Annotated in this window: 16 protein-coding genes and 1 pseudogene; 8 read left to right on the top strand and 9 right to left on the bottom strand. The window is 42.1% G+C overall.

The window, feature by feature from the left end; all coding sequences use genetic code 11:
• Window positions 1-11 precede the first annotated feature (11 nt).
• Window positions 12-794 (top strand): HAD family hydrolase, encoded by a 783-nt coding sequence (locus AACU32_RS23395; RefSeq protein WP_096603623.1) that lies wholly within the window; start codon window positions 12-14, stop codon window positions 792-794.
• A gap of 250 nt (window positions 795-1044) precedes the next feature.
• Here AACU32_RS23395 and AACU32_RS23390 read toward each other — a convergent pair whose 3' ends face one another.
• Entirely contained in the window at window positions 1045-1317 is a 273-nt protein-coding gene (locus AACU32_RS23390) for a GlsB/YeaQ/YmgE family stress response membrane protein (protein ID WP_096603622.1), read from the bottom strand.
• An 829-nt stretch (window positions 1318-2146) separates the two neighbouring features.
• Here AACU32_RS23390 and AACU32_RS23385 point away from each other — a divergent pair.
• Window positions 2147-3712 (top strand): adenosine deaminase, encoded by a 1566-nt coding sequence (locus AACU32_RS23385; protein ID WP_096603621.1) that lies wholly within the window; start codon window positions 2147-2149, stop codon window positions 3710-3712.
• Between the two features lie 326 nt (window positions 3713-4038).
• On the opposite strand, the gene AACU32_RS23380 is transcribed toward AACU32_RS23385, so the two are convergent.
• The 3 genes and pseudogenes from AACU32_RS23380 to psbQ form a co-directional block, all read right to left on the bottom strand.
• Complete coding sequence (locus tag AACU32_RS23380; RefSeq protein ID WP_096603620.1) at window positions 4039-4890, bottom strand: alpha/beta fold hydrolase; 852 nt, start codon at window positions 4888-4890, stop codon at window positions 4039-4041.
• Between the two features lie 272 nt (window positions 4891-5162).
• Window positions 5163-6257 (bottom strand): NAD(P)/FAD-dependent oxidoreductase, encoded by a 1095-nt coding sequence (locus AACU32_RS23375; protein ID WP_096603619.1) that lies wholly within the window; start codon window positions 6255-6257, stop codon window positions 5163-5165.
• Window positions 6258-6343: 86 nt separating this feature from the next.
• Window positions 6344-6832: pseudogene (psbQ, locus tag AACU32_RS23370) on the bottom strand (photosystem II protein PsbQ); the annotation flags it as partial.
• A 352-nt stretch (window positions 6833-7184) separates the two neighbouring features.
• Between psbQ and AACU32_RS23365 the strand changes: the two are divergent.
• The 4 genes from AACU32_RS23365 (at window position 7185) to AACU32_RS23350 (ending at window position 13378) form a co-directional block, all read left to right on the top strand.
• Window positions 7185-7613 (top strand): hypothetical protein, encoded by a 429-nt coding sequence (locus tag AACU32_RS23365; protein WP_096603617.1) that lies wholly within the window; start codon window positions 7185-7187, stop codon window positions 7611-7613.
• Window positions 7614-8291: 678 nt separating this feature from the next.
• Window positions 8292-9107: a polysaccharide deacetylase family protein gene (locus AACU32_RS23360; RefSeq protein WP_339378201.1), complete on the top strand. Its 816-nt coding sequence runs from the start codon at window positions 8292-8294 to the stop codon at window positions 9105-9107.
• Between the two features lie 80 nt (window positions 9108-9187).
• Entirely contained in the window at window positions 9188-10672 is a 1485-nt protein-coding gene (locus AACU32_RS23355; RefSeq protein ID WP_339378200.1) for a DUF5009 domain-containing protein, read from the top strand.
• Between the two features lie 597 nt (window positions 10673-11269).
• On the top strand, window positions 11270-13378 hold the full coding sequence (locus AACU32_RS23350; RefSeq protein WP_096603615.1) for a catalase: 2109 nt from the start codon (window positions 11270-11272) through the stop codon (window positions 13376-13378).
• A 573-nt stretch (window positions 13379-13951) separates the two neighbouring features.
• On the opposite strand, the gene AACU32_RS23345 is transcribed toward AACU32_RS23350, so the two are convergent.
• From AACU32_RS23345 to AACU32_RS23330, 4 genes are all read right to left on the bottom strand, one after another.
• Window positions 13952-14779, bottom strand: coding sequence for a zinc-dependent peptidase (locus AACU32_RS23345; protein ID WP_096608136.1), 828 nt, complete (start codon window positions 14777-14779; stop codon window positions 13952-13954).
• 143 nt (window positions 14780-14922) lie between these two features.
• Complete coding sequence (locus AACU32_RS23340) at window positions 14923-15582, bottom strand: FHA domain-containing protein (RefSeq protein WP_096603614.1); 660 nt, start codon at window positions 15580-15582, stop codon at window positions 14923-14925.
• A complete protein-coding gene (locus tag AACU32_RS23335; protein WP_096603613.1) occupies window positions 15569-17689 on the bottom strand; it encodes a substrate-binding domain-containing protein in 2121 nt (706 codons plus the stop codon). Before AACU32_RS23335 ends, AACU32_RS23340 begins: the two co-directional genes overlap by 14 nt.
• A 595-nt stretch (window positions 17690-18284) precedes the next feature.
• Window positions 18285-19205, bottom strand: coding sequence for a helix-turn-helix domain-containing protein (locus AACU32_RS23330; RefSeq protein ID WP_445223189.1), 921 nt, complete (start codon window positions 19203-19205; stop codon window positions 18285-18287).
• Between the two features lie 153 nt (window positions 19206-19358).
• Between AACU32_RS23330 and AACU32_RS23325 the strand changes: the two genes are divergently transcribed.
• Both AACU32_RS23325 and AACU32_RS23320 read left to right on the top strand, forming a co-directional pair.
• Window positions 19359-19763 (top strand): thiol-disulfide oxidoreductase DCC family protein, encoded by a 405-nt coding sequence (locus AACU32_RS23325; protein ID WP_096603611.1) that lies wholly within the window; start codon window positions 19359-19361, stop codon window positions 19761-19763.
• Window positions 19764-19976: 213 nt separating this feature from the next.
• The gene (locus AACU32_RS23320) at window positions 19977-22736 is read left to right on the top strand and encodes a toll/interleukin-1 receptor domain-containing protein (RefSeq protein ID WP_096603609.1); all 2760 of its coding nucleotides are present in this window, start codon (window positions 19977-19979) and stop codon (window positions 22734-22736) included.
• Here AACU32_RS23320 and AACU32_RS23315 read toward each other — a convergent pair.
• Window positions 22733-23701, bottom strand: coding sequence for an SMP-30/gluconolactonase/LRE family protein (locus tag AACU32_RS23315; RefSeq protein ID WP_096603608.1), 969 nt, complete (start codon window positions 23699-23701; stop codon window positions 22733-22735). The genes AACU32_RS23320 and AACU32_RS23315 overlap by 4 nt on opposite strands.
• Between the last annotated feature and the right edge of the window lie 92 nt (window positions 23702-23793).

Below are 23793 nucleotides of genomic sequence, written 5' to 3'. Positions count from 1 at the left end.
TCCTCAAAACCATGACAGCAAGTAGTCCCACAATTTTAGCCTTAGACTTTGATGGAGTGATTTGCGATGGACTAATTGAATATTTTGAGGTAGCATGGCGCACCTATTGTCAAATTTGGTCGCCTGCTAACAATACACCAGCCGATAATTTAGCTTCAAGATTTTATCGGCTAAGACCAGTAATTGAAACAGGTTGGGAAATGCCTGTTTTAATTAAAGCTTTGGTCGATGGCATTGACGACGAAAAGATTCTTCACGAATGGGTAAATATTGCCCCAAAAATTTTATTAGACCACAACATACAAGCACGAGAAGTTGCTGCAAAATTAGATAATTTGCGCGATCAATGGATTGCTGATGATTTAAATGGTTGGTTAAGTTTGCATAGATTTTATCCTGGTGTAATCGACAAAATCAAAGCAACTGTTGCCAGTACAGTCCAGTTATACATCATCACAACAAAAGAAGGACGTTTCGTCCAGCAACTATTGCAGCAAGAAGGAGTAGATTTAGCCGCAAAAGCAATTTTTGGCAAGGAAGAGAAGCGTCCGAAATACGAAATTATCCGAGAATTAATCCAAACAGCCTCACGCAAGCCAGTTAGTCTGTGGTTTGTAGAAGATAGACTCAAAACTTTGCAGTTAGTCCAGCAGCAATCAGACCTTGCAGATGTAAAACTCTTCTTGGGAGATTGGGGCTATAATACCCAAGCTGAGAGACAAACTGCTGAAAATGACCAGCGAATTCAGCTACTATCACTTTCTCAGTTTGCGCAAGATTTTTCTGCTTGGTAGGGGTTAGGGGCTAGGGGTTAGGGTTCATCGTCAAAATTTTGATAAGTGCGTAGCTTGCCGCCTTTGGCATCGCTTGTTGTGGTTTCCAAGAGAACTAGAAGGCGATCGCCCCCGTGGTCGATTACAAAACTTGAAGGATATCACACCCCAACAAAATAATATTAGCGCCTACCTAAATAAAGGCAGACGCTATTGTTTTATCCAAATTCAGTCAGAAAATATAATGAAATGTTAATTCTAATTTAATTTCTTAAACAGCACTACTGCGAGTTAGCAAATTCCACAAGAAAACAGCGACGATTGCACCAAGAACTGCTACAAAAATACCGGGAATGCTAAGAGTTGGAGCAGCTAAAGCTAAAGTTCCTGTATTGAAAAATACACCCAAACTACCGCCTACAAAAGCACCAATGATTCCTAACAAGATTGTTCCTAAGATGCCGCCACCTTGTGAACCAGGATAGATAGCTTTTGCAATAGCACCAGCAATTAGACCTAAAACAACCCAAGCAACAATATTCATTGTTTTAATTTGATAAACGTTTTTACTGACAAATACACAATAACAATTCCATAATTCACATTCAATCTACCAACAGAGCGAATTACTGTTACTTCTTGTGATATACCCCCATTTCTTAAGATGGATAATCAATAAAAACTCCACCCATTCTTGGGTTGGAGTTTAGGAGCGTGACCAGTGGTCAGTCGCAAATAAATATATACCGCCCACTCTTGGGACGGCTTATTAAACTCCAACATTCAACAACTGACAACTGACTTTTGACTCGCGTAAAGCCTTCTCTTCTCCCAAGGGGAGACGCGCAAGGGACGAGACGCTCTTGCTAGCTTGCTTCCCCGTAGGGTACGGCATAGCTTCGCGCTAAGCGAAGCGTCCCGCTCTTAAGCACAATAAAAAAGCTCCTAGTAGGTCTAAAACTGGGAGCTAAATAAATTTATTGCTTGTAATTGCAATATATGGATTTTTAATTAGCTGTGCGCCTCTACTTGAAGAATTAAGTTGAGGTTTTTTGAGGATTAAGATTAGCCTTTTACGTTAAGTAGAAGAGGAAAATAGAAAATTGAGATTGCGTGTCCCGACTAATCCCCTTGGCAATAACGCACCGCAGATTCAACTAGCTTATCGATTTTTGTAGGTTGGCGTTACCCAAATCCTTTGCCAGACATGGTAGTTAATCTATTGAACACACGGATTTTAGCAGGGTTTAAGGGTTGTGAGGGGGAGCGATCGCCCTTTATTTTATTCATTAAAAGAGGAAAGTAGGCGAAGAAGCTTTGGCATACCTCTAACTGATATTGTTTCGTAAGGTGTCATTAATAGGTGTAGATAAATGCGATTGCCTTTATCTTTGTTTTTAGGAGTATTAACAAGTTCTAGCTGTTTTATCTTCAGTGTAGCAGCCCAAGTTTCATCTAATTCGCAGCAGTCCTCGACTAACAGTGAAGCTGAAGCTGCTAGTTGGTTTGAAGCCCATCGCACGCAACCAGCAGCTTTACGAGCATTTGTACAGCGAATGCCGAAGGGAGGAGATATCCACAGTCATCTAAGCGGGGCTGTGTACGCAGAACGATATCTGGAGTGGGCTGCTACCGATGGGTACTGTGTGAATCCACAAGCGGGGACTTTAATTGAACCCAAGGCTTGCGGTCAGGACAGTAGCTATTTTCCCGCCGCAGAATTGTTCAACCGAACATCTATTTATGATTTCCTCATCAATCGTTGGTCTACTCGTAACCTCCAATTTGCTGGAAAATCGGGACACGACCAATTTTTTGATGCTTTTAGTGGTTTTGGGGCAATATCAGATTCTGCAAGCCGTCGGGATGATATGGTCGCGGAAGTTGCAAATCGCGCAGCTTCACAGCATATTACCTATCTAGAGTTAATGCTTACCGTTCAAGGCAGTGAGGTTCGACAGCTAGGACGTGAAGTGGGTTGGAATAAAGATTTGCAAGAGATGCACCGTCAATTGCTCAAGCGAGGATTAACCGAGCTAGTGACACTCGGCTCTCAGCAATTAACACAGTTAGAGCGCGAAGTCTCGAAAACACTCGGTTGCGACACTCCATCGGCACAGCTTGGGTGTGCAGTGACGGTGCGCTATTTGCAGCAAACGACAAGAACAAAGTCGCCTGTCGAAGTGTTTGCTCAATTAGCTTATGCCTTTGCACTGGCTTCATCAGATTCGCGGGTGGTTGGCATCAATCTCGTCGCTCCAGAAGATAACCCAATTGCACTGCGCGACTACACAGAGCAAATGCAAATGCTGCAATTTTTCAAACGCCAATTTCCCAATGTCAAGGTCGCACTCCATGCAGGAGAGTTAACCTTGGGGTTGGTTCCAACCGAGGATTTACGTTTCCATATTCGGCAAGCTGTAGAAGTGGCACAGGCCGATCGCATCGGGCATGGCGTGGATATTCTTTTTGAGGATCGTCCCTTCCAGTTGATGGAAGAAATGCGGCGACGCGGCGTGATGGTCGAAATCTGCCTGACCAGCAATGAAGTAATTTTGAATGTACACTCCGAGAAGCATCCTTTTCGGGAGTATTGGAAGGCGGGAGTACCAATGACCCTTGCTTCTGATGATGAAGGCATTTCTCGTATTGATCTGAGTCATGAGTATCTGTTAGCAGCAACAAGATATGGGCTGGGATATAAAGACCTCAAGCGACTTGCTCGCAATAGCTTGGAATATAGTTTCGCTCCGGGAAATAGTCTCTGGAAGTCGCCTGAGTTTAAGACAATGGTTCCAAATTGTGCCAGCGATACCCCTGGTAAGGCCTCTGTTTCTCAAGGGTGCAGTGCTTTTTTGCAAAAGAGCAAGCGCGCGCAGATTCAATGGCAGCTAGAGTCGGAATTTGCTCAGTTTGAGTCATTGCAGAACTGGCTTTGATTGACCGAGACAATTTTGGATTTTAGATTTTGGATTTTGGATTAAATCTAAATCTAGAATCCAAAAAATGGTTTCAAGCCTCTGGGTTTACGGAGAAAAAACCAAAAAAATTCAATATTTAAGCCTCTTCTTTACAAGGAGAGGTTAATCCAAAATCGTAAATCCAAAATCTAAAATTGAATGACTATTTATAAATAGCCTCTGAAGTCTTGACTACGAAATATAGGGCTTCTGGGTTGGATGCAATACAAAATTATATCGTCGCGTGTAGGGGCACGGCAGTGCCCCTAATTTGTGTATTGGACTCAAGCGATAACCGCTATAGTTTAGCGAGATTCAGTACGACGCACAAAGGGTAAAAGGTCTTCTAAAATCGTCTCGTGATAGTGTTCTTGAGGGTAATGTCCGACGTTATTGAGTTTTACTAATTCAGCGTTTTGCACAGAATTAGTAAAATTTTCTGCCATCTCTATAGGTAACCAAGGGTCAATCATGCCCCACTGAATTAAAATTGGTTGTTGCCATTGTTTAAACCCAGATGTAATCTCTGTCATGGCTGAGTCGAGTTGCAAATTGCGAATAGTTGCAAGTAGTCCGCGCCCAGATGCAGAACTTTTCAAATATGGTTTGCGATAAACATCTAAATCTTTATCTGCTATGCGGTAACGGCTACCACCTTCTAATGTTCTATCAACTAAAAGGGGGTCTTGGGTCATCATTTCACCTGCTAAAGGCAAACCCATTTGTTTAATTTTCCAAGGTAATTTGGCAGCAGTAGAAATTGGTGTATTTAAAATAGCTAAATTGGCAATTTGTTCAGGGTGACGCAAGGCATATTGTAGCCCTACAGAACCTAAAAATCCTTGCACAACTAAAGAAAATTGTTCTAGTTCTAAGGCTTTAATAAATCCTTCTAAAGCTGTAATAAATGCCTCAGGAGTGTAAGCAAAATCTCGTTTTTCTGGGGTGGATGAAAAGCCATAACCAATCCAATCAGGGGCGATCGCTCTTGTTCCCTGATTTGCTAAAGCCGGTAAGATGTTGCGCCAACTGTAACTTTGGGCGACTATCCCGTGTAGCAATACCACAGGTAATAAGTCTGTTCGACCAACCGGTTCAGCTTCCCGATAAAACCACTCTAGTGAATTTACTGTTATTTTATGTTCTGTTAATGACACGTTATGTTCCTATTAAGTCATTTGTCATTTGTCATTTGTCATTTGTCATTTGTCATTTGTCATTTGTCATTTGTTAATTTTGTTTTACTATTGACAAATAATCAATGTTGGCATTAAGAGTTTTGAGCATTTAATGCCAAGGGACTTCCAAGTAAAAAAATATTCCCTTGTTATTGTTCATTGTTGACAGTTGACTGTTAACTGTGAACCGTCAACTGTCAACGACTTTAACGGAATAATTTATTTTTTGGAGTTCCCTAAAAGGGATGTTTTTATTGAGAATTGATAGGAATAATCATCTCACGAATTGCATAAGCTGTTGCGGGTGCTAGTAAAACGCCGTTGCGATAGTGTCCGGTGGCTAAGAGGACATTATTAAATCCTGGTAATTTACCAATAACTGGGGCGGGGCGACCTTCGGGGCGGGGACGTAAACCTGACCAAGTGCGGATAATATTTGCTTGGGCTAATTCTGGGCAAAATGCGATCGCCTGTTGTTTGACAGATTCCAATAGTTCGTGATTAGGCGGTATTTCCTCCCCATTACTAGGAAATTCTACGGTTGCGCCTATCCAGTAATCGCCATCTCCCACAGGGACGATGTGGACATCATTACCGGTGATTGCTGGCTGAAAGTCAGGATTTCCTAGTGGATGCTCTAAATGTAGTTGTAATGCTTGCCCCAGTACAGGACGGATATCAACTTTCTGATGTAACTGGGTTGTCAATGGAGTTGAACCTAGTCCGGCGGCGACGACAAACCAGTCAGCAGCAATTTGTCCGGCGGTTGTTTCTAGTTGGTGGCAAAATGGCGGTGAGGTTTGGCTGTTTAACACAGTTACGCCGAATTGGAAGGTAACACCATTGTGTTGAGCGGCCTCAACTAAAGCTAATGTTAAAGCTGTGGGGTCAAGCTGGCGGTCTTGAGGAGAATAAACAGCACCAGTAATATTTTTAGTATCTATCTGGGGACAGAGATTTTGCAGTTTAGCCTTGTCCCAGATTTCTAATTCCCAACCTTGGGATTGGCGAATTTCGAGCAGCTTTTCTCTGTCTGCTAAATCTTCCCCTGCTAAGCACAGACTGAGGATTCCTTGACGGTTGAAGGGGATTTTTCGTTTGGCGATCGCTTCTAATTCGGGAATCAAGGTTTCATAGCGTTGGATGCTAGTTTGTCGCATCTGCCAAGCTTTACCCTTGATTTTTTGGCTAATCACACCCATCAATACACCGAGTGCAGCGCCTGTAGATGCTTGTGCAGGTGGTTGACTATCCAAAACAGTGATCCTTAGTCCTGGAACGAGACTTAGTTCATAGGCGATCGCTGCCCCAACTACACCACAACCGATAATGACTACATGACTCATGACTTGATCCAAAAGTTAGGAGTTAGAAATTTTTGCTTCCTAACTCCTAACTCATAACTTATAATTCAGCACTCTTGACTCAGTACTTATGATTCAGCCGGAGTACTTGTCTGGGGAAGCAGATCCAGGAATTTATCAATATCTGCAACAGCCGCTTGCTGGTTATTCAAAGCAACTAGAGTATTCCCATCTGTAGCCGCTTGGTCGATTTTCAGCAGGTGGTTAAACAAATCACGCACTATTTGGCGTGCTGCGGATTGTTCTTTGGGTAAGAGATTAGGAATCACATAAGTGATATTCAGTCTAGCTTGTGTGATTGGCCCATGTATAAAATTACTCACATTTATCCAGTCTTTTTGTTTGATCAGGCTTTCGAGTTCTTCTGAGCGATCGCGCACAGCCTGAATATCTGGAACATATACCTGGATTTTCGTCAGTTGCGCTGTTGTATAAGTAGGAGGTGCTTTAGCGACAGTAGGACTGCCACAACTGATCAGGAATGTTGCCAATAATACTAAAATCAATGAAAAAAGAGAGCGTTGACGCGACATAGCTGGAAAAAATTTGCTGTTTGTTTGCCGACTAACAGTGTAATTTTATATTGCCACGGTAATATATATCTCTTACCTGCACAGGATTTTCGGACAAATTTTTTGATATTGGCTTTTTATTTTCTCAAAATAGCTGATCATCTATGTAATTTTGGAAAAAATTAAGTATAATTACTCAAGATAAGTGGACTGATCTAAAAATTTAAAATAGCAGTTTTTGGCAGCTTTTGTGAACAATGATTGTGAGGAAAGCATAATTTGTAGTTGCGAAATACTAAAAGAGCTTGATAAGCTAAAACACCAATACCATAAACTTTCTGGCGGTTTCCTGTCTTGAAATTCCCCATAAGCCGATGCAATATAGGAGTTTTTTTTCGTGAACGCATCTGAACAAGCAACTAACCTTGAACTCGCCAGCAAGATTGCTACGGTAGTTAATTTGTTTAAATTAGAGTTTCCTGATGCCAAATCGGATCTTAAACCTTGGAAGAACGATCCCCAAACGCGGGAGTTAGTCGATCCAGATTCGATAGATATCGGCTTTCACTTTCCGGGTATTAGTAAATCCTGGCGCAGTCGTAGCGTTTTAATTCAAATCCGATTTTATCAAGACCCGGTAAACAATTCACGGCGGGCGATCGGCGTAGAAGTTGCTGCATTTGATCATCGCGGCGAAGCTTGGCGACTTTCGACAATAGACAACTGGAGTATTGTTGGTGCTTCTCTACCTTCCTCTCAAATCGAAGATAAGCTAAAACAAATTTGTCGCCACATCCTAGAGGTGTTTAATAAATCTAGTGATTAAAATTCCTGCAACATTTTAGTTAAGCTATTACGCCTTTAAATTACACAATCACTCATGAGGTTTGTTGACTGTTGAGTGTTGACTGTTAAGAGGTTGTTTGAAAAGTATTATTGCTAACACCAAAGCCTCAAAAACCTAACCCCCCTCTCCCCCCTTCCCTACAAGGGAATCGGGGTTTCAAAGCCTCTCTCCTACAAGGAGAGAGGTTTGGAGAGAGGTTTCGAGTATATATTTTGACTTTTAAAACATCCTCTAAGCCTCAACAGTCAAAACGAAAAAATTTGCAAGTTAAATGGGTGACAACTTAACAAAGTGTAACGCACCATCTTCATATCATCAGCACTGCATTGGTCAGATTAATTTGACAAAATGAATTTATTAAGCCAGAATCCTTGCTAGATTTGCCAAATACCGTTCGCACTAATGGACTGTGTCATTAATTTTCAGGGTTTTGTAGTCAGCACTACTTTGTGGGAAGCCCTGCTTTGCACTATGCGTTTACAGTGCTGCTAAAGAAAAGACTAAAGCCCTAACTGCGAACTTATTAATTATTTGAGTACATAAAATCTATAATTACTTCATTAACCTACAATGTCTAGGAAATTCAAGCAGCATAAATTTAAATTTAAATATAAGTTAAATTTGCAATTTTTAGGTTTATATATCATTGCATTATTTTTGACTAATATCTTACTAGTTTCTTATATAACTGCTCCGAGAATTCCGCTTTTGGGATTTCATGGGATTGTTGATTTGAATCATCCTAATTTTGGCATAATTCAAAATCCCATAGCTCAGAAAATGTCTTATCCGATGCAGGATTTGGAAAACTTTTTAGAGTATTTAGCACGGAATAATTACTGGTTTTTATCAACCCAAGATTTGTACGATTACTTTATTGAGCGTCATCGAGATATTCCTCAAGAATATGTAGGTAAAAAACCGATAATGTTAAGTTTTGATGACAGCTATAAAACTGTTTATACCAATATAATTCCAGTTTTAGAAAGATTGGAGCAAGAATTTAATCAAAAAATAAAAATAGTTCTATTCGTCAATCCAGGTACGTTATCTAAATCTGGTCATCCATCCACAACTTATCTGAGTTGTGAGGATTTAAGAACAGGATTCGCCAAGGGATTTTATGATATTCAATCTCATGGACAAAACCACAAAAACTTAGTTAAAATAACTGTCTCGGAGTTAAATGAAGAACTGGCTCAAGCTCAAATTAAACTCCGAGAGTGCATGGCTGGATTAGCACCACCAGAGGAAATTGCTAGACATATCGCATATCCCTATGGTTCGATGAATCAGCAGGTAGAAACTCATGCTGCTAATTACTACCAATCAGGTTATCTTTATAACAGCACAATTTTGCGATTCCGTTGGTTACAAGATAAATATCGGATTTCACGCCTCACAGTAAATCGAGCCAAATCACCAGAACGATTGATTCAGATGGCTACTCGCTCTTTTACTATTTCTAAGTAGTTATTTGTTATTTTTCATTCCCCCTTTCACAAATAATTAAGGACTGCTATACTAAATTTCCTGATATTCAGGTAATCCCATTGACTCAGGAAAGTAATATTACCACTACCACAAATGTAAAACGCGCTGATGCTTTAGATGCACTGCGAGGATTTGCAATTTTAGCTATGGTTTTGTCAGGTACAATCCGTTATAAAATTTTGCCTGCATGGATGTATCATGCACAAGAACCACCCCCAAGTCATGCTTTTAATGCGCAGATTGCTGGCTTAACCTGGGTAGATGTAGTATTTCCTTTATTCTTGTTTGCAATGGGTGCGGCTATCCCGCTAGCACTATCACGTCGGATTGTTCAAGGTTGGAGTATTTACCGAGTTATTTTATATATTTTGAAGCGAGGCTTAATGTTAGCAGCCTTTGCGATTATTCTCCAACATCTTCGTCCCTTTACTATCAATAAAAATCCGACTACAGATACATGGTATTTAGCACTATTAGGTTTTTTGTTGCTATTTTTAATATTTGGTAGTTGGTCTATTTTAGGGAAGTGGCGTAAATATGGCGTGTGGCTCAATATAGCTGGATTTATCGCGGCGATCGCTATTATTTCTCAACTGCAATATGATGGTAAAGGATTTTTGCTTGAGCGGAGTGACCCCATATTAATAGTACTAGCAAATATGGCTGTTTTCGGCTCAATAGCTTGGTTGTTTACCCGCTCTAATTTGCTGTTACGTTTAGGATTACTTGGTTATTTGATTGCTTTTCAATTAGCCGCCAGCACTGAAGGCTGGGTGAAAACTTTATGGACAGCCTCATCTGTACCAATTTGGGGATATAACTTCAATTTTGGTTGGATATTTCAATTTTATTATTTGAAGTACTTGTTCATTGTTATTCCTGGAACTATTATCGGTGAGTTGATATTAAACTGGCTTCAAAAAAGTACTAATTCTGAAGATATATCAGCTAATCAGCAGAGTTTGGGTTCTCGTTATAGCCAGCGTTTATGGCTAATTATCTCATCCATGCTGATGATTTGCTTAGTCTTGCTGGTAGGATTACAAGGGCGTTGGATTTGGCAAACAACTATAGTAAGTTTGGCGATTTGCGCTGCAAGCTGGTTATTATTTGCTCATCCAGAAAATGATATAGACAATTTGCTCAAGCAATTTTATCAATGGGGAGTTTACTGGTTGTTACTAGGTTTGTTTGTTGAGCCTTTCCAGGGAGGAATTCATAAAGATCCTTCTACTTATAGCTATTATTTTATAACTAGTGCGATCGCAATTTTTTTATTGATTATTTTTACCATAGTAATTGATATATTTGAGCAAAAAAAATGGCTGCAATTATTAATCGATAATGGGCAGAATCCGATGATTCCTTATGTAGCGTTTGCCAATCTGCTCTGGCCAGTCTTACAACTAACTGGATTGGAAGATTGGATTATTGCCAATACGACAACGCCTGTTATGGGCGTAATTAAAGGAATTGGCACTACTTTACTAATCGCGCTGTTTACGAGTTTCTGCACTCGTCTCAAGCTCTTTTGGAAAACGTAAAATTAACTAATTACTAATTCGTAATTCGTAATACTTCTCTTCTCCCAAGGGGAGACGCTGCGCGAACGAGACGCTCCGCGAACGACTGCGCTCAGTACAAGTTCGTAATTTTTGGTGAAACACCGTTCGTCTATACGTGGAGCAAGTTTGAGTCAGGTGTAGCACCTGTCTGTAGGGGCGGGTTTATTTGGATAGTCGATACCCAACAAGGATATCTGTAAACCCGCCCCTACATTACGAATTAATTTAATTTTCTCTTGTAGAGCATGACATCGCCCACACACCCACAGAAGAAGGTTTGCAAGCGTAAACGCTGATGGTGCTGATTTACCAAGGATATTATACCGCCTCGTGTTGCTAGGTTGGCGATCGCTCAAATAATTAACACAACAAACCTGGATATGCTTGTGCATCTTGCTTTTAGCCCAAAGCAAACTACTTCAGGAGATAGAGTCGTTTCATCCATGTAACTCCCCCAAGTTAGATGAAAATATCAAGGGCAATTTTTAACCTAAAGGATGGGTTATTCAAACACATAGTTAATTACGACCAGCAGTCCCTTAGCGCTGTTTTGTCACTATCGGAAAAACAATAATTATGACTGAGCAAAATCACGTTAACGAAAACACCAAAAATGAAGCTCTAGAACCATATCGTCAAGATGCAGGCGATAAACTCACCACTAATCAAGGTGTAAAAGTTAACGATACTGACAATTCCCTCAAAGCAGGAACACGGGGGCCTTCGATCAGAGATGATTTCCACTTTCAAGAAAAGCTGACACATTTCGATCGCGAACGGATTCCGGAGCGAGTGGTTCATGCGCGGGGGTCAGGCGCTCACGGCTATTTTCAGCCCTACCAATCGATGGCAGAATTTACTAAAGCTAAATTCTTGAAAGATCCATCGATTAAAACCCCTGTGTTTGTTCGCTTCTCAACGGTGGGCGGATCGCGGGGTTCAGCTGATACAGTGCGGGATGTACGGGGATTTTCAGTTAAATTCTATACTGAAGACGGCAACTATGATATAGTTGGGAACAACATTCCCGTGTTCTTTATTCAGGATGCGATTAAGTTCCCTGACATTGTTCACGCGATCAAGCCTGAACCGGATCATGAGATGCCCCAAGCTTCCACCGCCCATCCAAGTTTTTGGGACTTCATCTCGCTGATACCCGAATCCACCCATATGATCATGTGGCTGTTGAGCGATCGCACTCTTCCGAGAACTTTGCGCATGATGCAAGGATTTGGCGTGCATACCTTCCGCTGGGTGAATGCAGAAGGTAAATCCCGCTTTGTGAAATACCATTGGAAGCCGCTTTTAGGCGTACATTCCAACGTATTTGATGAAGCACAGAAACTCGCAGGTAAAGACCCCGATTTTCATCGCCGGGATTTGTGGGACTCAATCGACATGGGCGATTATCCAGAATACGAACTCGGTGTGCAAATCATTGAAGAAGAGGACGAGCATAAATTCGATTTTGATATTTTGGATGCAACCAAACTGATTCCTGAAGAATTAGTTCCCGTCCGTCCCATTGGTAAAATGGTGTTGAACCGCAACCCGGATAATTTCTTCGCTGAAACCGAGCAAGTAGCGTTTCAACCTTCCAACGTCGTACCGGGAATTGACTTCAGCGACGATCCACTGTTGCAAGGTCGGTTATTCTCTTACCACGATACCCAACTGCATCGCTTAGGAAGCCCGAACTTTGTCCATCTGCCAATTAACCGTCCGGTTTGTCCGTTCCACAACAACCAACAAGATGGGCGGATGCAAATGGAAGTCAAAACTACCCGTGTGAACTACTCGCCCAATTCACTGGGAGAGAATCTGCCTGCGGTGAGTTCGGCAGAGGAAGGTGGGTATGTGCATTATCCAGAGCGTGTAGAAGGGCATAAAGTCCGGGAACGTAGCCCCAGCTTTAAGGAACATTTTAGTCAAGCAACCTTGTTCTGGAACAGCCTTTCGCCCATCGAGAAGGATCACTTGGTAGCGGCGGCTCATTTTGAGTTGGGTAAAGTAGGGGATCAAGGAGTGCGCGATCGCATGGTTGATCGCTTCAACCATGTGGATCATGAATTAGCCAAACGCATCGCCCAAGGTATTGGAGTTGCTGCACCGAGCGCAATTACGGTACAAAATCACGGACAAAGCTCCGAGGCTCTGAGCCAAAAGAATACAACGAAAACTGCCAAAGGTCGCAAAGTAGCAATTTTGGCAGCAAACGGAGTAGAGGCAGCTCAGATTATGTCAATCAAGCAAGCCTTGAAAGCCGCTGGTGTAGTAGCAGAAGTTGTCTCCCAGTTTAAGGGTACGATCAAGAGTGCGGATGGTAAAGAAATTGAGGTTGATAAGACCTTCTTGACCGGCGCTTCTGTGATGTTTGATGCTGTTTATGTACCCGGTGGTGCAAAAAGTATTCAAGCTTTGCAGATGAATGGCGAAGCTGTCGATTTCATCCATGAAGCCTTTAAGCACTACAAAGCGATCGCCGCCAGTGGGGAAGGCGTGGAGTTACTTAAAGCCGCTAATCTTCAAGGAGTTAGTCGGTTAGACTCCTATGTGCAAGACGATCAAGGCATTGTAACTACTCGCAGTGCTGATGCGAGTGAGATTGCTAAGTCATTTATTAATGCGATCGCTCAACATCGCCACTGGAATCGTCTTGTCCACAAAGATAAAGTCCTTGCCTAATCAATCAGCAAAATTTCGGGTGATCTGAGGAATTAAATATTCCTCAGTTACCCCAGCTTAACAAGCGTACAATTCAGGCTTCCACCATTCTCTAACAAAGTTGAGAGCGGTGGAAGCAATACTTTTTGGTTAAGGGAAAAAAGGGGAATGGGAAAGGGGAAAGAAAAAACCTTTAACCCTGACCCTTTAACCTTTTTCCCAAAACCAATTTTGAGTTCAAAACGCTTAACCTTATCTTCTTAAGTTGACACCAATGGGCACTGCCCATACGTGTCAACTTAACATGAAACCCTTGCCAAAGCTTGATTTTGAATTAAATCGCTTAACATCAAGATCCGCGTTACCCCACCCCAGTTTTGTCTAAAGCCAAAACGTCCCCGCAGAGTTTACGGGGAGGGGATTAAGGGGTGGGGTGAAAGACTTGTGGGATAAGCGTTTTAACTTAAGTTGACACCAATGGGCACTGCCATGCCCCTACCATCTGTCGCATTCTTTTTTCAAATTGGTATAACTATTTCAAAGGAGTTGATGATGCCGGGAAGATGAGGCGATCGCTTTTTGTTTTGACTCACTTTACTCAACCCATTGCCGAGGATTTACTTGATAGTAGCGTTGCAGCAACTCATATAGTGCTGGATGCTGCTGTAATAGTTCCAGTGGTTTCTCAAAAAAAGTTTCTGTGGCTACAGCAAAGAATTCTGCGGGATGAGTTGCACCATAACTATCGATAACTGCGTGAAAACCATTTTCCACATCATGACAAAGCCGCTGATATTCAGCTGTCATCACCTGCGCCCAAATTGCATAATCTGATTTCTGTGGTAAAATCGGCACACCTTCGGCTTTACCATCTTCTTGGTCTAATTGATGGGCAAATTCATGCAAAACCACATTATGTCCATCATTCCAGTGTTGAGTGTCTTCTTGCACCTGTGCCCAAGATAATATTAGTTGGTCACGACTCCATGATTCACCAAGCTTTGCTACCCGCTTTTCTGCCAGAAAATAATCTCCAGTTGCTACTGTTTCATTCACCACATAAGTACTGGGATAAATCAAAATAGAACGCAATTTGGGAAAATATTCTTCTCGCTCATTTAATAATAGTAAACAGGCGAAAGCAGCAATTGTTAATTTCATTTCTGCCGTTACCTGCAATCCTTGACAGCCGATGAATTGTTTTTCTACTAAGAATACTTGAATATGACCTTGTAGCCGTCTACGTTCATCAGTCGTCAGCCGATGATAAATAGGTAAGTTATTTGCAATAATTTCTTGCCAAAAAGGCGGAAAAGCGCGACGTTTAATTTGATTTCTGCGCTGTTTAGTAAGTAAGGGACTGATGAGAATAGCAGTAACAATCAGCCCCAGAATCAGAAAAATAATAATTGTTGCACCCATTGATTGTTGATAATCTTTAGGGATATTGGTATTTGTCATTTGTTGACGGTTCACAGTTAACAGTCAACAGCCAACAGTCAACAGTCAACGCCTTTAAACGGAATAATTTATTTTTTGATTTCCCTAATTTCATCCTTCATCCTTCAGACAATATATGCGTTAAATCGCACGAGATTATCCTGACCAAACTGCAATAAATCACCATTGAGCAAACGATATTGCACGCCAGGATTCAAAGGAGTGTTATTTAAATAAATACCATTTGTACTCATATCAATGATCATATAAGCGTTTTGCGACCAGTCCCAAAAGATGCGCGCATGACGACGCGAAATAATCCCTTCGTTAGGAAGACCAGTTAAGTCAATTTCTGGCGGAATCGTCATACTTTGACTGCGACGACCAATAAAACCGGCTTCTCCACACCAGGTAAATTCTCTACCTGTAGTGTGAATCAGTTTGAGAACTGGTATTCTTGGCGGTGGTGGGGTATAAGCAGGCTGTACGGGTGCAACGTAGGGGGGAACTCGTTGCTGATATTCTGTGGAATAATCAACAGGGGGTTGATAGTTGGGTGGATTGACTGGTGGTGGTGGCGTTGGTTGGGGTGGAATCGGTGGTGGTGGCGTTTGTTGCTGTGGAGTTGGTTGGGGTGGAATCGGTGGGGGCGAAGCCGGTCTGGTTGGTGTAGGTGTAATTACATTACCCAAGGGAGTTGAACACCAAGGACAAACCTTAGCATTGTTGGGCAAAGCCCGATTAAAATATTCACAATTGGGATTAGGGCATCTATTTGCAGGCATAGGAATTTAGATCATCAGGTATAGGTTGTAAAGCAACAAGACCTACTTTACTAAGTAAACACTGGCCCTGACGAGTAGTTAATATCTCAGCAAATGTAGACCCCGGTGGCTGGCGACTTTTGTCTTTAGGGTACACCACAAATATAGGGTATCTTAAAGGATAGCTTTGAAAAGCATTTACATCAAAAAAATAGTTGTCGTGCTGGCACAAATCATCTAATGTATTGATTTGACGATGGTCACGCCGTTGAAATAGGGGTTGACTAGCTGGCTGGTTACCATCAACTATAGCCAGAGGATAGCCTGTACACTGGTTCCAAGTTTTAGCAATAATCCCAAAACCAATAATGCCAGTATTTCTGCCTTCTTTGATTTCTCGGCGGATCTGGTTTTGGGTTTTTGTGGTATCCAATTTGTCAACCTTAGCGGCAAATAAAGCTTTGTCTTGAGGGTCATTCTGGAAAACTATTTCTTGAAATTTTTCGATGGCTTCTGGTTCGGTTGGGGCAAAAGGTTTAATATCTAAATTAGGCAGTTTAGGACTAATTTGTTGCCAATTGGTAAGTTTACCTGTATAAATTTGCCGTAATTGCTCAAGGGTAATCTGTCCTCCGAGAGCATAAGCTAGATTGTCATCTTTTTTATTAAATGCTACATACACAAGTAACCCATCTTCAGCAAATGGTCTTTTCTCTAGTTTATCTGTAATGTCACTTACTAAACTAGTAATTGCAAAGTCTTTTTTCCCGCTTTTTACTTCTTCTAGAGTTTGCTGAACATTGTTGATATCTGCGGAAGAAACTGCTTCGTAGTTGAATTCTGCTTTTACTTGTGGCTTGGGCTTGGTGAATATCTCTTCTAAACGGCTATTTCCCACTTGTTGCTGCAAAATTAAACTCCAGGTTCCATCCTGTTCTCCTGTGTAGGTAAATTTTCCTGAAGGTACGTTGTTGACTTGAGAAAATTTGTCTACAAGTCCAGACCAAGTTATATATTTGCTATTTTCTGCTGGCTGAGGACGGAAAAAATAATATAAAATTCCACCTCCTAGTAGTAAGAGCAGAGGTAAAATTGCTAGCCAAATTAATTTAGTTCCTAAAAACTTTTGTTTGGCTGGTGATTCTGGCGATGACGCTATATTACTAACTTGATTTTCTTGAGGAAGTTGCATTAAGGCAAACCGAGCCGCTTCCGCACTGGGAAAAGGATTTTCTAGCCGCAGTAAGCGCTCAATAAATCTCTTTAAATTATGATCGGTGTTCGGCCAATGTTCGTTTTCTCTAGGGTCAAGAGGTTGATGGGAATAATTTGTTGTTTTTCCTAGCCATAAATAAAAAGCAACTAATCCTAATGCTTCTAAATCTTGCTCGCGCCTGCAAGGTGCAGGTTGGGCAATATTAGGAGGAATAAAGACATTTTCCCAAATAGCTAAATCGTCAAAAAATATATATTGTTGTTGATTTTCGACTTGAATTAAGATACTATCTAAACTTAGGTTGCCGTGGGCTAATCCTTGCTGTATTTGATTTGAGGGAAACCGCAGCTTTTGGCTATGGAGAAATTCTAGGGTTTGGAGAGCCTGATGCAGGATTTCTCGCACTTGTTCTGCTGTCATTGCCCCATGTTGAGTGAGATATTGTCGTAAAGTCTGGGATGCTTCGGTTGCTTGAGTAATGAGATAACAGCGATCGCCTTTTTCATCAGCGATCGCTTCCCAAGTATGGACAAGACGAAAATTTTGGGTTTTAGTATCCGCTAAACTTACCCCTCCCACCCGCTTAAAACTTTCTTTACGTTCTAAAATCTCTTTTTCATTAAAACAACGACTGGGAAGGAGGTATTCTTTAATGATTACAGGCTGTTGATCTTGGAGTTGAATGCCTGCATATAACCGACCATTACCCCTGGCTCCTAAAAAATCATTTACCTGATAAGTACCCAAATTACCTTTAATTTCAGATCCTTGGGGTATAGTCGCTGGAAACCCACATTCCAAACAAAACCGCGCACCTTTGATTTCCTGTGCAGTTTGGAAAGGGCGATCGCAATTTAAAGCAGCATTATCAGAACAGGGATATTCCCGATAGAAATATTCAGATGAAGTCATAAGATAGACGCAGGGGAGCAGGGGAGCAGAGGGGACAGGCTTCGACTTCGCTCAGCCTTCGGGGGACAAGGGGGACAAATGACCATTGACCATTGACCATTGACCATTGACCATTGACCATTGACCATTAACTCTTTGTTTGAAGAACTTTACGCTTTTCTTAAGCCTAACTTGAGAGCAGTTACAATAGCTTGAGTCCGACTAGTAACTTTTAAATTCTCAAAAATACTAGTGAGATGGGTGGGGAAACCCCGATGGGCAGGGAAACCCACCTGTGTCAACTTAAGCGAAAAATAGCCTCTGTACAAGCGTCACCCGCCTGGGAATGAATTCCAAGGCTCATAGTCCAAGTAGGGGCGGGTTAAGCGAGATAGTCGTGAATTATTGGAGCATATCTGTGAACCCGCCCCTACTGAAGTAGACTCAAAATTTTGAGGATATTTAGTCATCTACCCTTCGGGAACACTTCGTGTACAGATGACTTTGGCTATTAGCAAGGAACTTCAGTTCCTTGCGGTAACTGGGTTTCGCGTTAAGTTGACACCTATGGGGGAAACCCCGCCCAAATGCCCAATTCCCCATGCCCAATGCCCAACTAAATTTTTACCTGTTCTCTATAAGCTTTAGGCGTTGTACCAATCAATTTGCGGAAGACATTTGTGAAGTGGCTCTGAGTTTGAAAACCTACTTGTTGGCAGATTTCCTCTATGGTTTTTTCACTGCGAGTTAATAGCTTTTTGGCTTTTTCAATTCTGCAATTGATCACATACTGATGAGGAGCAAAACCTGTTGATTGTTTGAATAGTCTGGCAAAATGATACATACTCATACTCACAACTTCAGCAATTTCAGCTAAAGTTAAATCTTGCTCTAGGTGATCTTGAATATATGAGATTGCTTGCTGCAACTTCAGCGGTGAAAGCCCCCGTGCTGGTGAGTATTGAGGAATTGTTTGCGAAGATGCAGAATAATGTTTGAGCAGGTGAATGCAGAGCGTAGCTGTTAAAGATTCAATGTAAATACGACTACCTTTGCTATCTGATTTTAGCTCTGACTGAAGTGCTAGCCCAATCTGTTGAATCAGGGGATCTGGCGCAGCAAAGTGGGGTAATAACTCCAAGCCCTGTAACTCTCCTGTCTCAAAAGCTGTACGAGTAAACAAAGCAGGTTCTAAACTGATTACTAAAAACTCTGCTTCTGATTTCCAACGCGATAGGTGATTGGTGTTTGCTGGCAGTAGTACCACATCTCCATAGCTGATTTGCTCAACCTGAAGTTTACCATTGAAAACCCGCTCTACTTTTTTGACACTTTGCTCTAGGCTAATAGTAATAATATGCTGTTGACAGTAGTGTTCGGGAGTTTCGTAACCAGGTTGTCGATGATGGTCTAAGCGAACAATATCCCAATTTGCATCGTAACTGGAAAGCAGCGGCGATCGCGGTAAAATTTTTGAACAAGCATCTTTTTGAGCAAAATCAACAGTTAAGATTTTCTCTGGCGGCATTGTTCTCATCTTAGCAAGCCTTTAGTTTAAGGTATAACGCTATACTTACTTTTGGAAATACCCTGGATTATCTTGCGATCGCCAGGTAAATTTAATTTACATACAGTAACATAATCGCATAAATTCAAACCATAACAACGACTAAGGATATAAGTAAAAATAATGAATTACTATGTAATTTACGATGGCAATTGCAATCTCTGCGTTACTTTAGTGCAATTATTGGAGAGTTTAGACCAAGGAAAGCTGTTTCGCTACAGTCCGATGCAAGATGAGCCAACACTCGCCCAATTTGGCATTACTCCCTCTGATTGCGAACAGGGAATGATTTTAATCGATGGGAATGCGCCCCAACGACGTTGGCAAGGTAGCGATGCAGCAGAAGAAATTGGTCGGTTATTGCCGCTAGGAAGTATATTTGTCGATGCTTATCGGGCATTACCTGGGGTGAAGTGGGTAGGCGATCGCTTTTACGAACAAATCCGCGATAATCGCTATACCGTCTTTGGCAAGCGTTCCAGCACCTATCAATCGTCATTTTGTGTAGATGGTAGTTGCAAAGTGTAATTTGTCAGTTGTCAGTTGTTAAGGGACATCCAATTTTTTAAATACCACCAAAATTTGTAGTGCGAGCGAGACGCTCGCAAATGTTAAAAAGCGAGCTTTCCGGCTCGCACTACGGAATATGGGTAATTTATTTTTTGTAAGTCCCTAAGAAGTCAACAGTCCCCCCTGTCCCCTTGCTGCCTTAATGATAAGTCTTTAACCTGACACGATATAATGGCTGATATTTTTATCTCCTACTCGCGTAAAGATCGGGCGTTTGTGGAGAAACTCCATACTGCATTGGCAGGAGCGAATCATGATGCATGGGTAGACTGGCAAAATATTCCCATCACCGCAGATTGGTGGGATGAGATTGAGCGTGGTATCGAAGGGGCACATACCTTTATATTTATAATTAGCCCCGACTCAGTTGTCTCTAAGGTATGCCGCCAGGAAGTTGATTATAGCGTCAAAACTAATAAGCGGTTGATACCCATTTTGTGGCGAGAGGGGTTTGAGATGCAGCAGGTGCATGAAGCGATCGCCAAGCACAACTGGGTGTTGTGTCGAGAGCAAGATAATTTCGATACCGCTTTTGAGTCGTTGCTGAAGGCGATTAACACCGATCTTAACTATGTGTATGCTCACACGCGCTTGCTTGTCCATGCTCTAGAGTGGGAAGAAAAAGCACGCAATGATAGCTTTTTGTTGCGCGGTAGCTATTTGCAAGAAGCAGAACAATGGTTACAGCAGGGAGCTAGCAAAGAACCAAAACCCAGCGAACAGCAAATTAATTACATCACCAAAAGTCGTGAAGCTGAAGATGCTCATCAAAGGTTGATTCAAGCAGGACAAAAGTCTAGGCGGATGGTGCAGATTGGTTCAGCAGTGCTGGGTGTGACAATATGTGCAGCGGCTTTAGTCGGTGCGATGACGATTCAAGCTTTGCAAGAACTGCAAGCAGCCAAAATTGCAACGCGGCTAGAACGGGAAGGAGCAAATGCTTTGCAGCAGTTTAACTCAGATCAGTTAGGTGCGCTTTTAGCAGCTGTAGATAGTGGTAAAGCGTTGCAAAAATTGGTGAAAGATCATCTTCCTATCAACCAATATCCTACCACTAGCCCACTATTTGCCTTAGGAACACTGTTGGAAAACATTCAAGAACAGAATCGCATTCGCGCAGATCAGAGCAACGTTTCTAGCGCCCGGTTTAGCCCCGATGGTAGCAAAATTGTCACAGTTGACGATCGCGGCACTGGACAGCTATGGACTGTCAGAGGGCAACTACTGGCTGAATTTAGGGGACATCAGGGAAAAGTTCTGGATGCCAACTTTAGCCCGGATGGTAAAACAATTGTGACTGGCGGTAGCGATCGCACTGCTCGCTTATGGAATCTTCAAGGACAACAACTCGCTAAATTCACCGGACACCAGGGGTTAATCTGGAGTGTAAGTTTTAGTCCTGATGGTCAACAAATAGCTACAGCTAGTGTTGATGGTACAGCTCGGTTGTGGAGCCTTAAAGGACAACAAATTGTGGAAATTAAAGCTCATCAAGGACAAGTTGCATATGTCCAGTTTAGTCCTGATGGGCAGCAACTAGTGACAGCTCTTAGCGATCGCACAGCGCGACTATGGAACCGGAAAGGACAGCAAATCGCCGAATTTAAAGGACATCAAGGTGGCATCAGCGAAGTCCGTTTTAGCCCCGATGGCAAGACTATTGTGACTGCTGCTGATGATGGTACAGCCCGGTTGTGGAACTTGCAGGGTAAAACCCTGGCGGAATTCAAAGGTCATTTAGGCGCAGTTCTGGGGGTGAGTTTTAGTCCAGATGGCAAGCAAATTGCTACTTCTGGAACAGATAGCACTATTCGTGTGTGGAATCTCTTAGGGCATCAATTGACTCAGTTTAAAGCGACACTGTGGATCAACAGTGTAAATTTCAGTCCTGATGGTCAGCAATTGATTACGGCCGGAGGGGATGGTACAGCAAGGTTGTGGAACCTCTCCCAGCGAAAGATTAGAGAATTTAAAGCAAGTCATGAGTGGATTTGGAGCCTCAATTTTTCCCCAGATGGAACGAAGATAGCTACGGCGGGATCTGATGGAGTGATTCGCCTGTGGAATCTCAAAAGAAAGCAACTCGCCGAATTTAGGGGACATCAAGGAGCAATTTGGAGCTTAAGCTTCAGCCCAGATGGGACAAAAATTCTCACAGCGGGTGATGGTACTGTCCAGTTGTGGGACATTTGGGGACAGCAAATTGTAAAATTGGGAGGTCATGGGCAAGCAATTTATCGTGCTAGCTTGAGTCCCAACGGCAGCAGCATAGTTACCGCTGGGGAAGATGGCATAATTGGGCTTTGGACGGTTTCGGGGCAACAAACTGGAAGTTTTCAAAGCAATGACGGTCAAATTTGGAGTGTTAAGTTCAGCCCTGATGGCAAAACAATTCTAACAACAGGCGATCGCGGAACATTTCATCTGTGGAATTTTTCGGGAAAGCAAATCGCAGAATTCAAAGGACATCAGGACATTGTTTTTCAAGCCAACTTTAGCCCGGATGGTCAATTCATTGTCAGCGCTGGGAAAGATGGTACGGCTCGGATTTGGAATCTTGCAGGACAACAGCTGGCTTTGCTCAGAGGGCACGAGCAGCAAGTTTTTGATGCACGGTTCAGCCTTGATGGTCAGCAAATTGCGACTGCTGGCCAAGATGGTACAGTTCGATTGTGGACTACTGATGGACAGCAAATCGCTAAAATCTTTGATGCTCGAGGTGAAGTGTGGAATGTCGCTTTTAATCCTCAAGGACAGGACATTGCGATCGCCGGCGAAGGTGGTATTGTCAAACTTATGCCCTTTGAGAATGCAGATTTAAATCAACTGTTGACACGCGGTTGTCAGTGGTTACACAACTATTTGCAGTATAATACTGATTTTAGTGAACGCGATCGCCTGCTTTGTCAAAAAGTAGAAAGTGGGAATTAGGGACTTGCTGGTTGCTTACCCCCAACCTTTAAGCGAATGCGGTAAACACCCTGACCAGCCGTGATGTAAAGAGTTTTGTAGTCTTGATTGCCCCAAGCCAAATTTGTCACAGTTTCTGGCACAATAATTTTATCCAGTAGTTGACCTGTTGGTGAAAAAATCCAGATTCCTTCTGGCCCGCTACAGTAGATATTACCTTTACTATCTATCTTCAAACCATCGGGTAAACCTTTGTCCTGGGGTTCCTTCAACTCAGCAAAAACTCTGCTGTTAGTTAAAGTGCCATCTGATTTAACATCAAAAATGCGGATATGTCTTTTTTCAGAGTCACTCACATAAAGTTTTTTCTCATCAGTTGAAAATGCAATTCCATTGGGACGTAGCATTTCTTGATTGAGTAAAGTCAGAGTTCCATTTGGTTTCCAGCGATAGATTCCATAAAAGCCAAGTTCTTCTTTTTCCTTAGTGATACCGTAGGGTGGATCAGTAAAGTAAATGCTACCATCTGACTTAACTACAACATCGTTCGGGCTATTGAGACGTTTGCCTTGGTAGCGTTCAGCTAAGACTTTGATTTGACCATTTTTTTCGGTGCGTACCAAGCGGCGGTTATGTTCAGCAGTAATTAACCGTTCTTGTTGATCAAAAGTATTACCATTGGGATTGCCAGCCGGACGACGAAACACTGAAAGTTTACCGTCGGTTGTCAATTTATAGATCGTATCTGCGGGAATATCACTGAAGAGTAAAAAGCCACTGGGATGCCAAACAGGCCCTTCTGTAAATTTTAAACCACCAACCAATTTTTCTACTTTGGCGTTAGTTTCAATAACGGGTTGTATGCTACTGGAGGTATTTCCACTGCTTTGCTGTACCCTCGAGCAGCTGAGTAACAAACTACACACTGCTATTGGGAAAATCAATTTTTTCACAATTAACAACACCTTCGCCAAAAATAAGAGCATAGTATAGCAATCCTATTTGATTTTGGGAAATTAGTAAGCTTTCAGATCCCCGACTTCTTTAAGAAGTCGGGGATCTTGTTGAAGAGAGGAGA

Source organism: Calothrix sp. NIES-2100, from assembly GCF_963875285.1.
Classification (GTDB): Bacteria; Cyanobacteriota; Cyanobacteriia; order Cyanobacteriales; family Nostocaceae; genus Aulosira.
The sequence above is the reverse complement of the archived record's forward strand: the minus strand, read 5'-3'. Positions and strand labels throughout refer to the sequence as shown.

Coding starts and splice junctions, on each gene's coding strand:
- AACU32_RS23395 (WP_096603623.1), top strand. CDS start 12: ATGACAGCAAGTAGTCCCACAATTTTAGCCTTAGACTTTGATGGAGTG.
- AACU32_RS23390 (WP_096603622.1), bottom strand. CDS start 1,317: ATGAATATTGTTGCTTGGGTTGTTTTAGGTCTAATTGCTGGTGCTATT.
- AACU32_RS23385 (WP_096603621.1), top strand. CDS start 2,147: ATGCGATTGCCTTTATCTTTGTTTTTAGGAGTATTAACAAGTTCTAGC.
- AACU32_RS23375 (WP_096603619.1), bottom strand. CDS start 6,257: ATGAGTCATGTAGTCATTATCGGTTGTGGTGTAGTTGGGGCAGCGATC.
- AACU32_RS23350 (WP_096603615.1), top strand. CDS start 11,270: ATGACTGAGCAAAATCACGTTAACGAAAACACCAAAAATGAAGCTCTA.
- AACU32_RS23345 (WP_096608136.1), bottom strand. CDS start 14,779: ATGGGTGCAACAATTATTATTTTTCTGATTCTGGGGCTGATTGTTACT.
- AACU32_RS23340 (WP_096603614.1), bottom strand. CDS start 15,582: ATGCCTGCAAATAGATGCCCTAATCCCAATTGTGAATATTTTAATCGG.
- AACU32_RS23335 (WP_096603613.1), bottom strand. CDS start 17,689: ATGACTTCATCTGAATATTTCTATCGGGAATATCCCTGTTCTGATAAT.
- AACU32_RS23330 (WP_445223189.1), bottom strand. CDS start 19,205: ATGAGAACAATGCCGCCAGAGAAAATCTTAACTGTTGATTTTGCTCAA.
- AACU32_RS23325 (WP_096603611.1), top strand. CDS start 19,359: ATGAATTACTATGTAATTTACGATGGCAATTGCAATCTCTGCGTTACT.
- AACU32_RS23320 (WP_096603609.1), top strand. CDS start 19,977: ATGGCTGATATTTTTATCTCCTACTCGCGTAAAGATCGGGCGTTTGTG.
- AACU32_RS23315 (WP_096603608.1), bottom strand. CDS start 23,701: ATGCTCTTATTTTTGGCGAAGGTGTTGTTAATTGTGAAAAAATTGATT.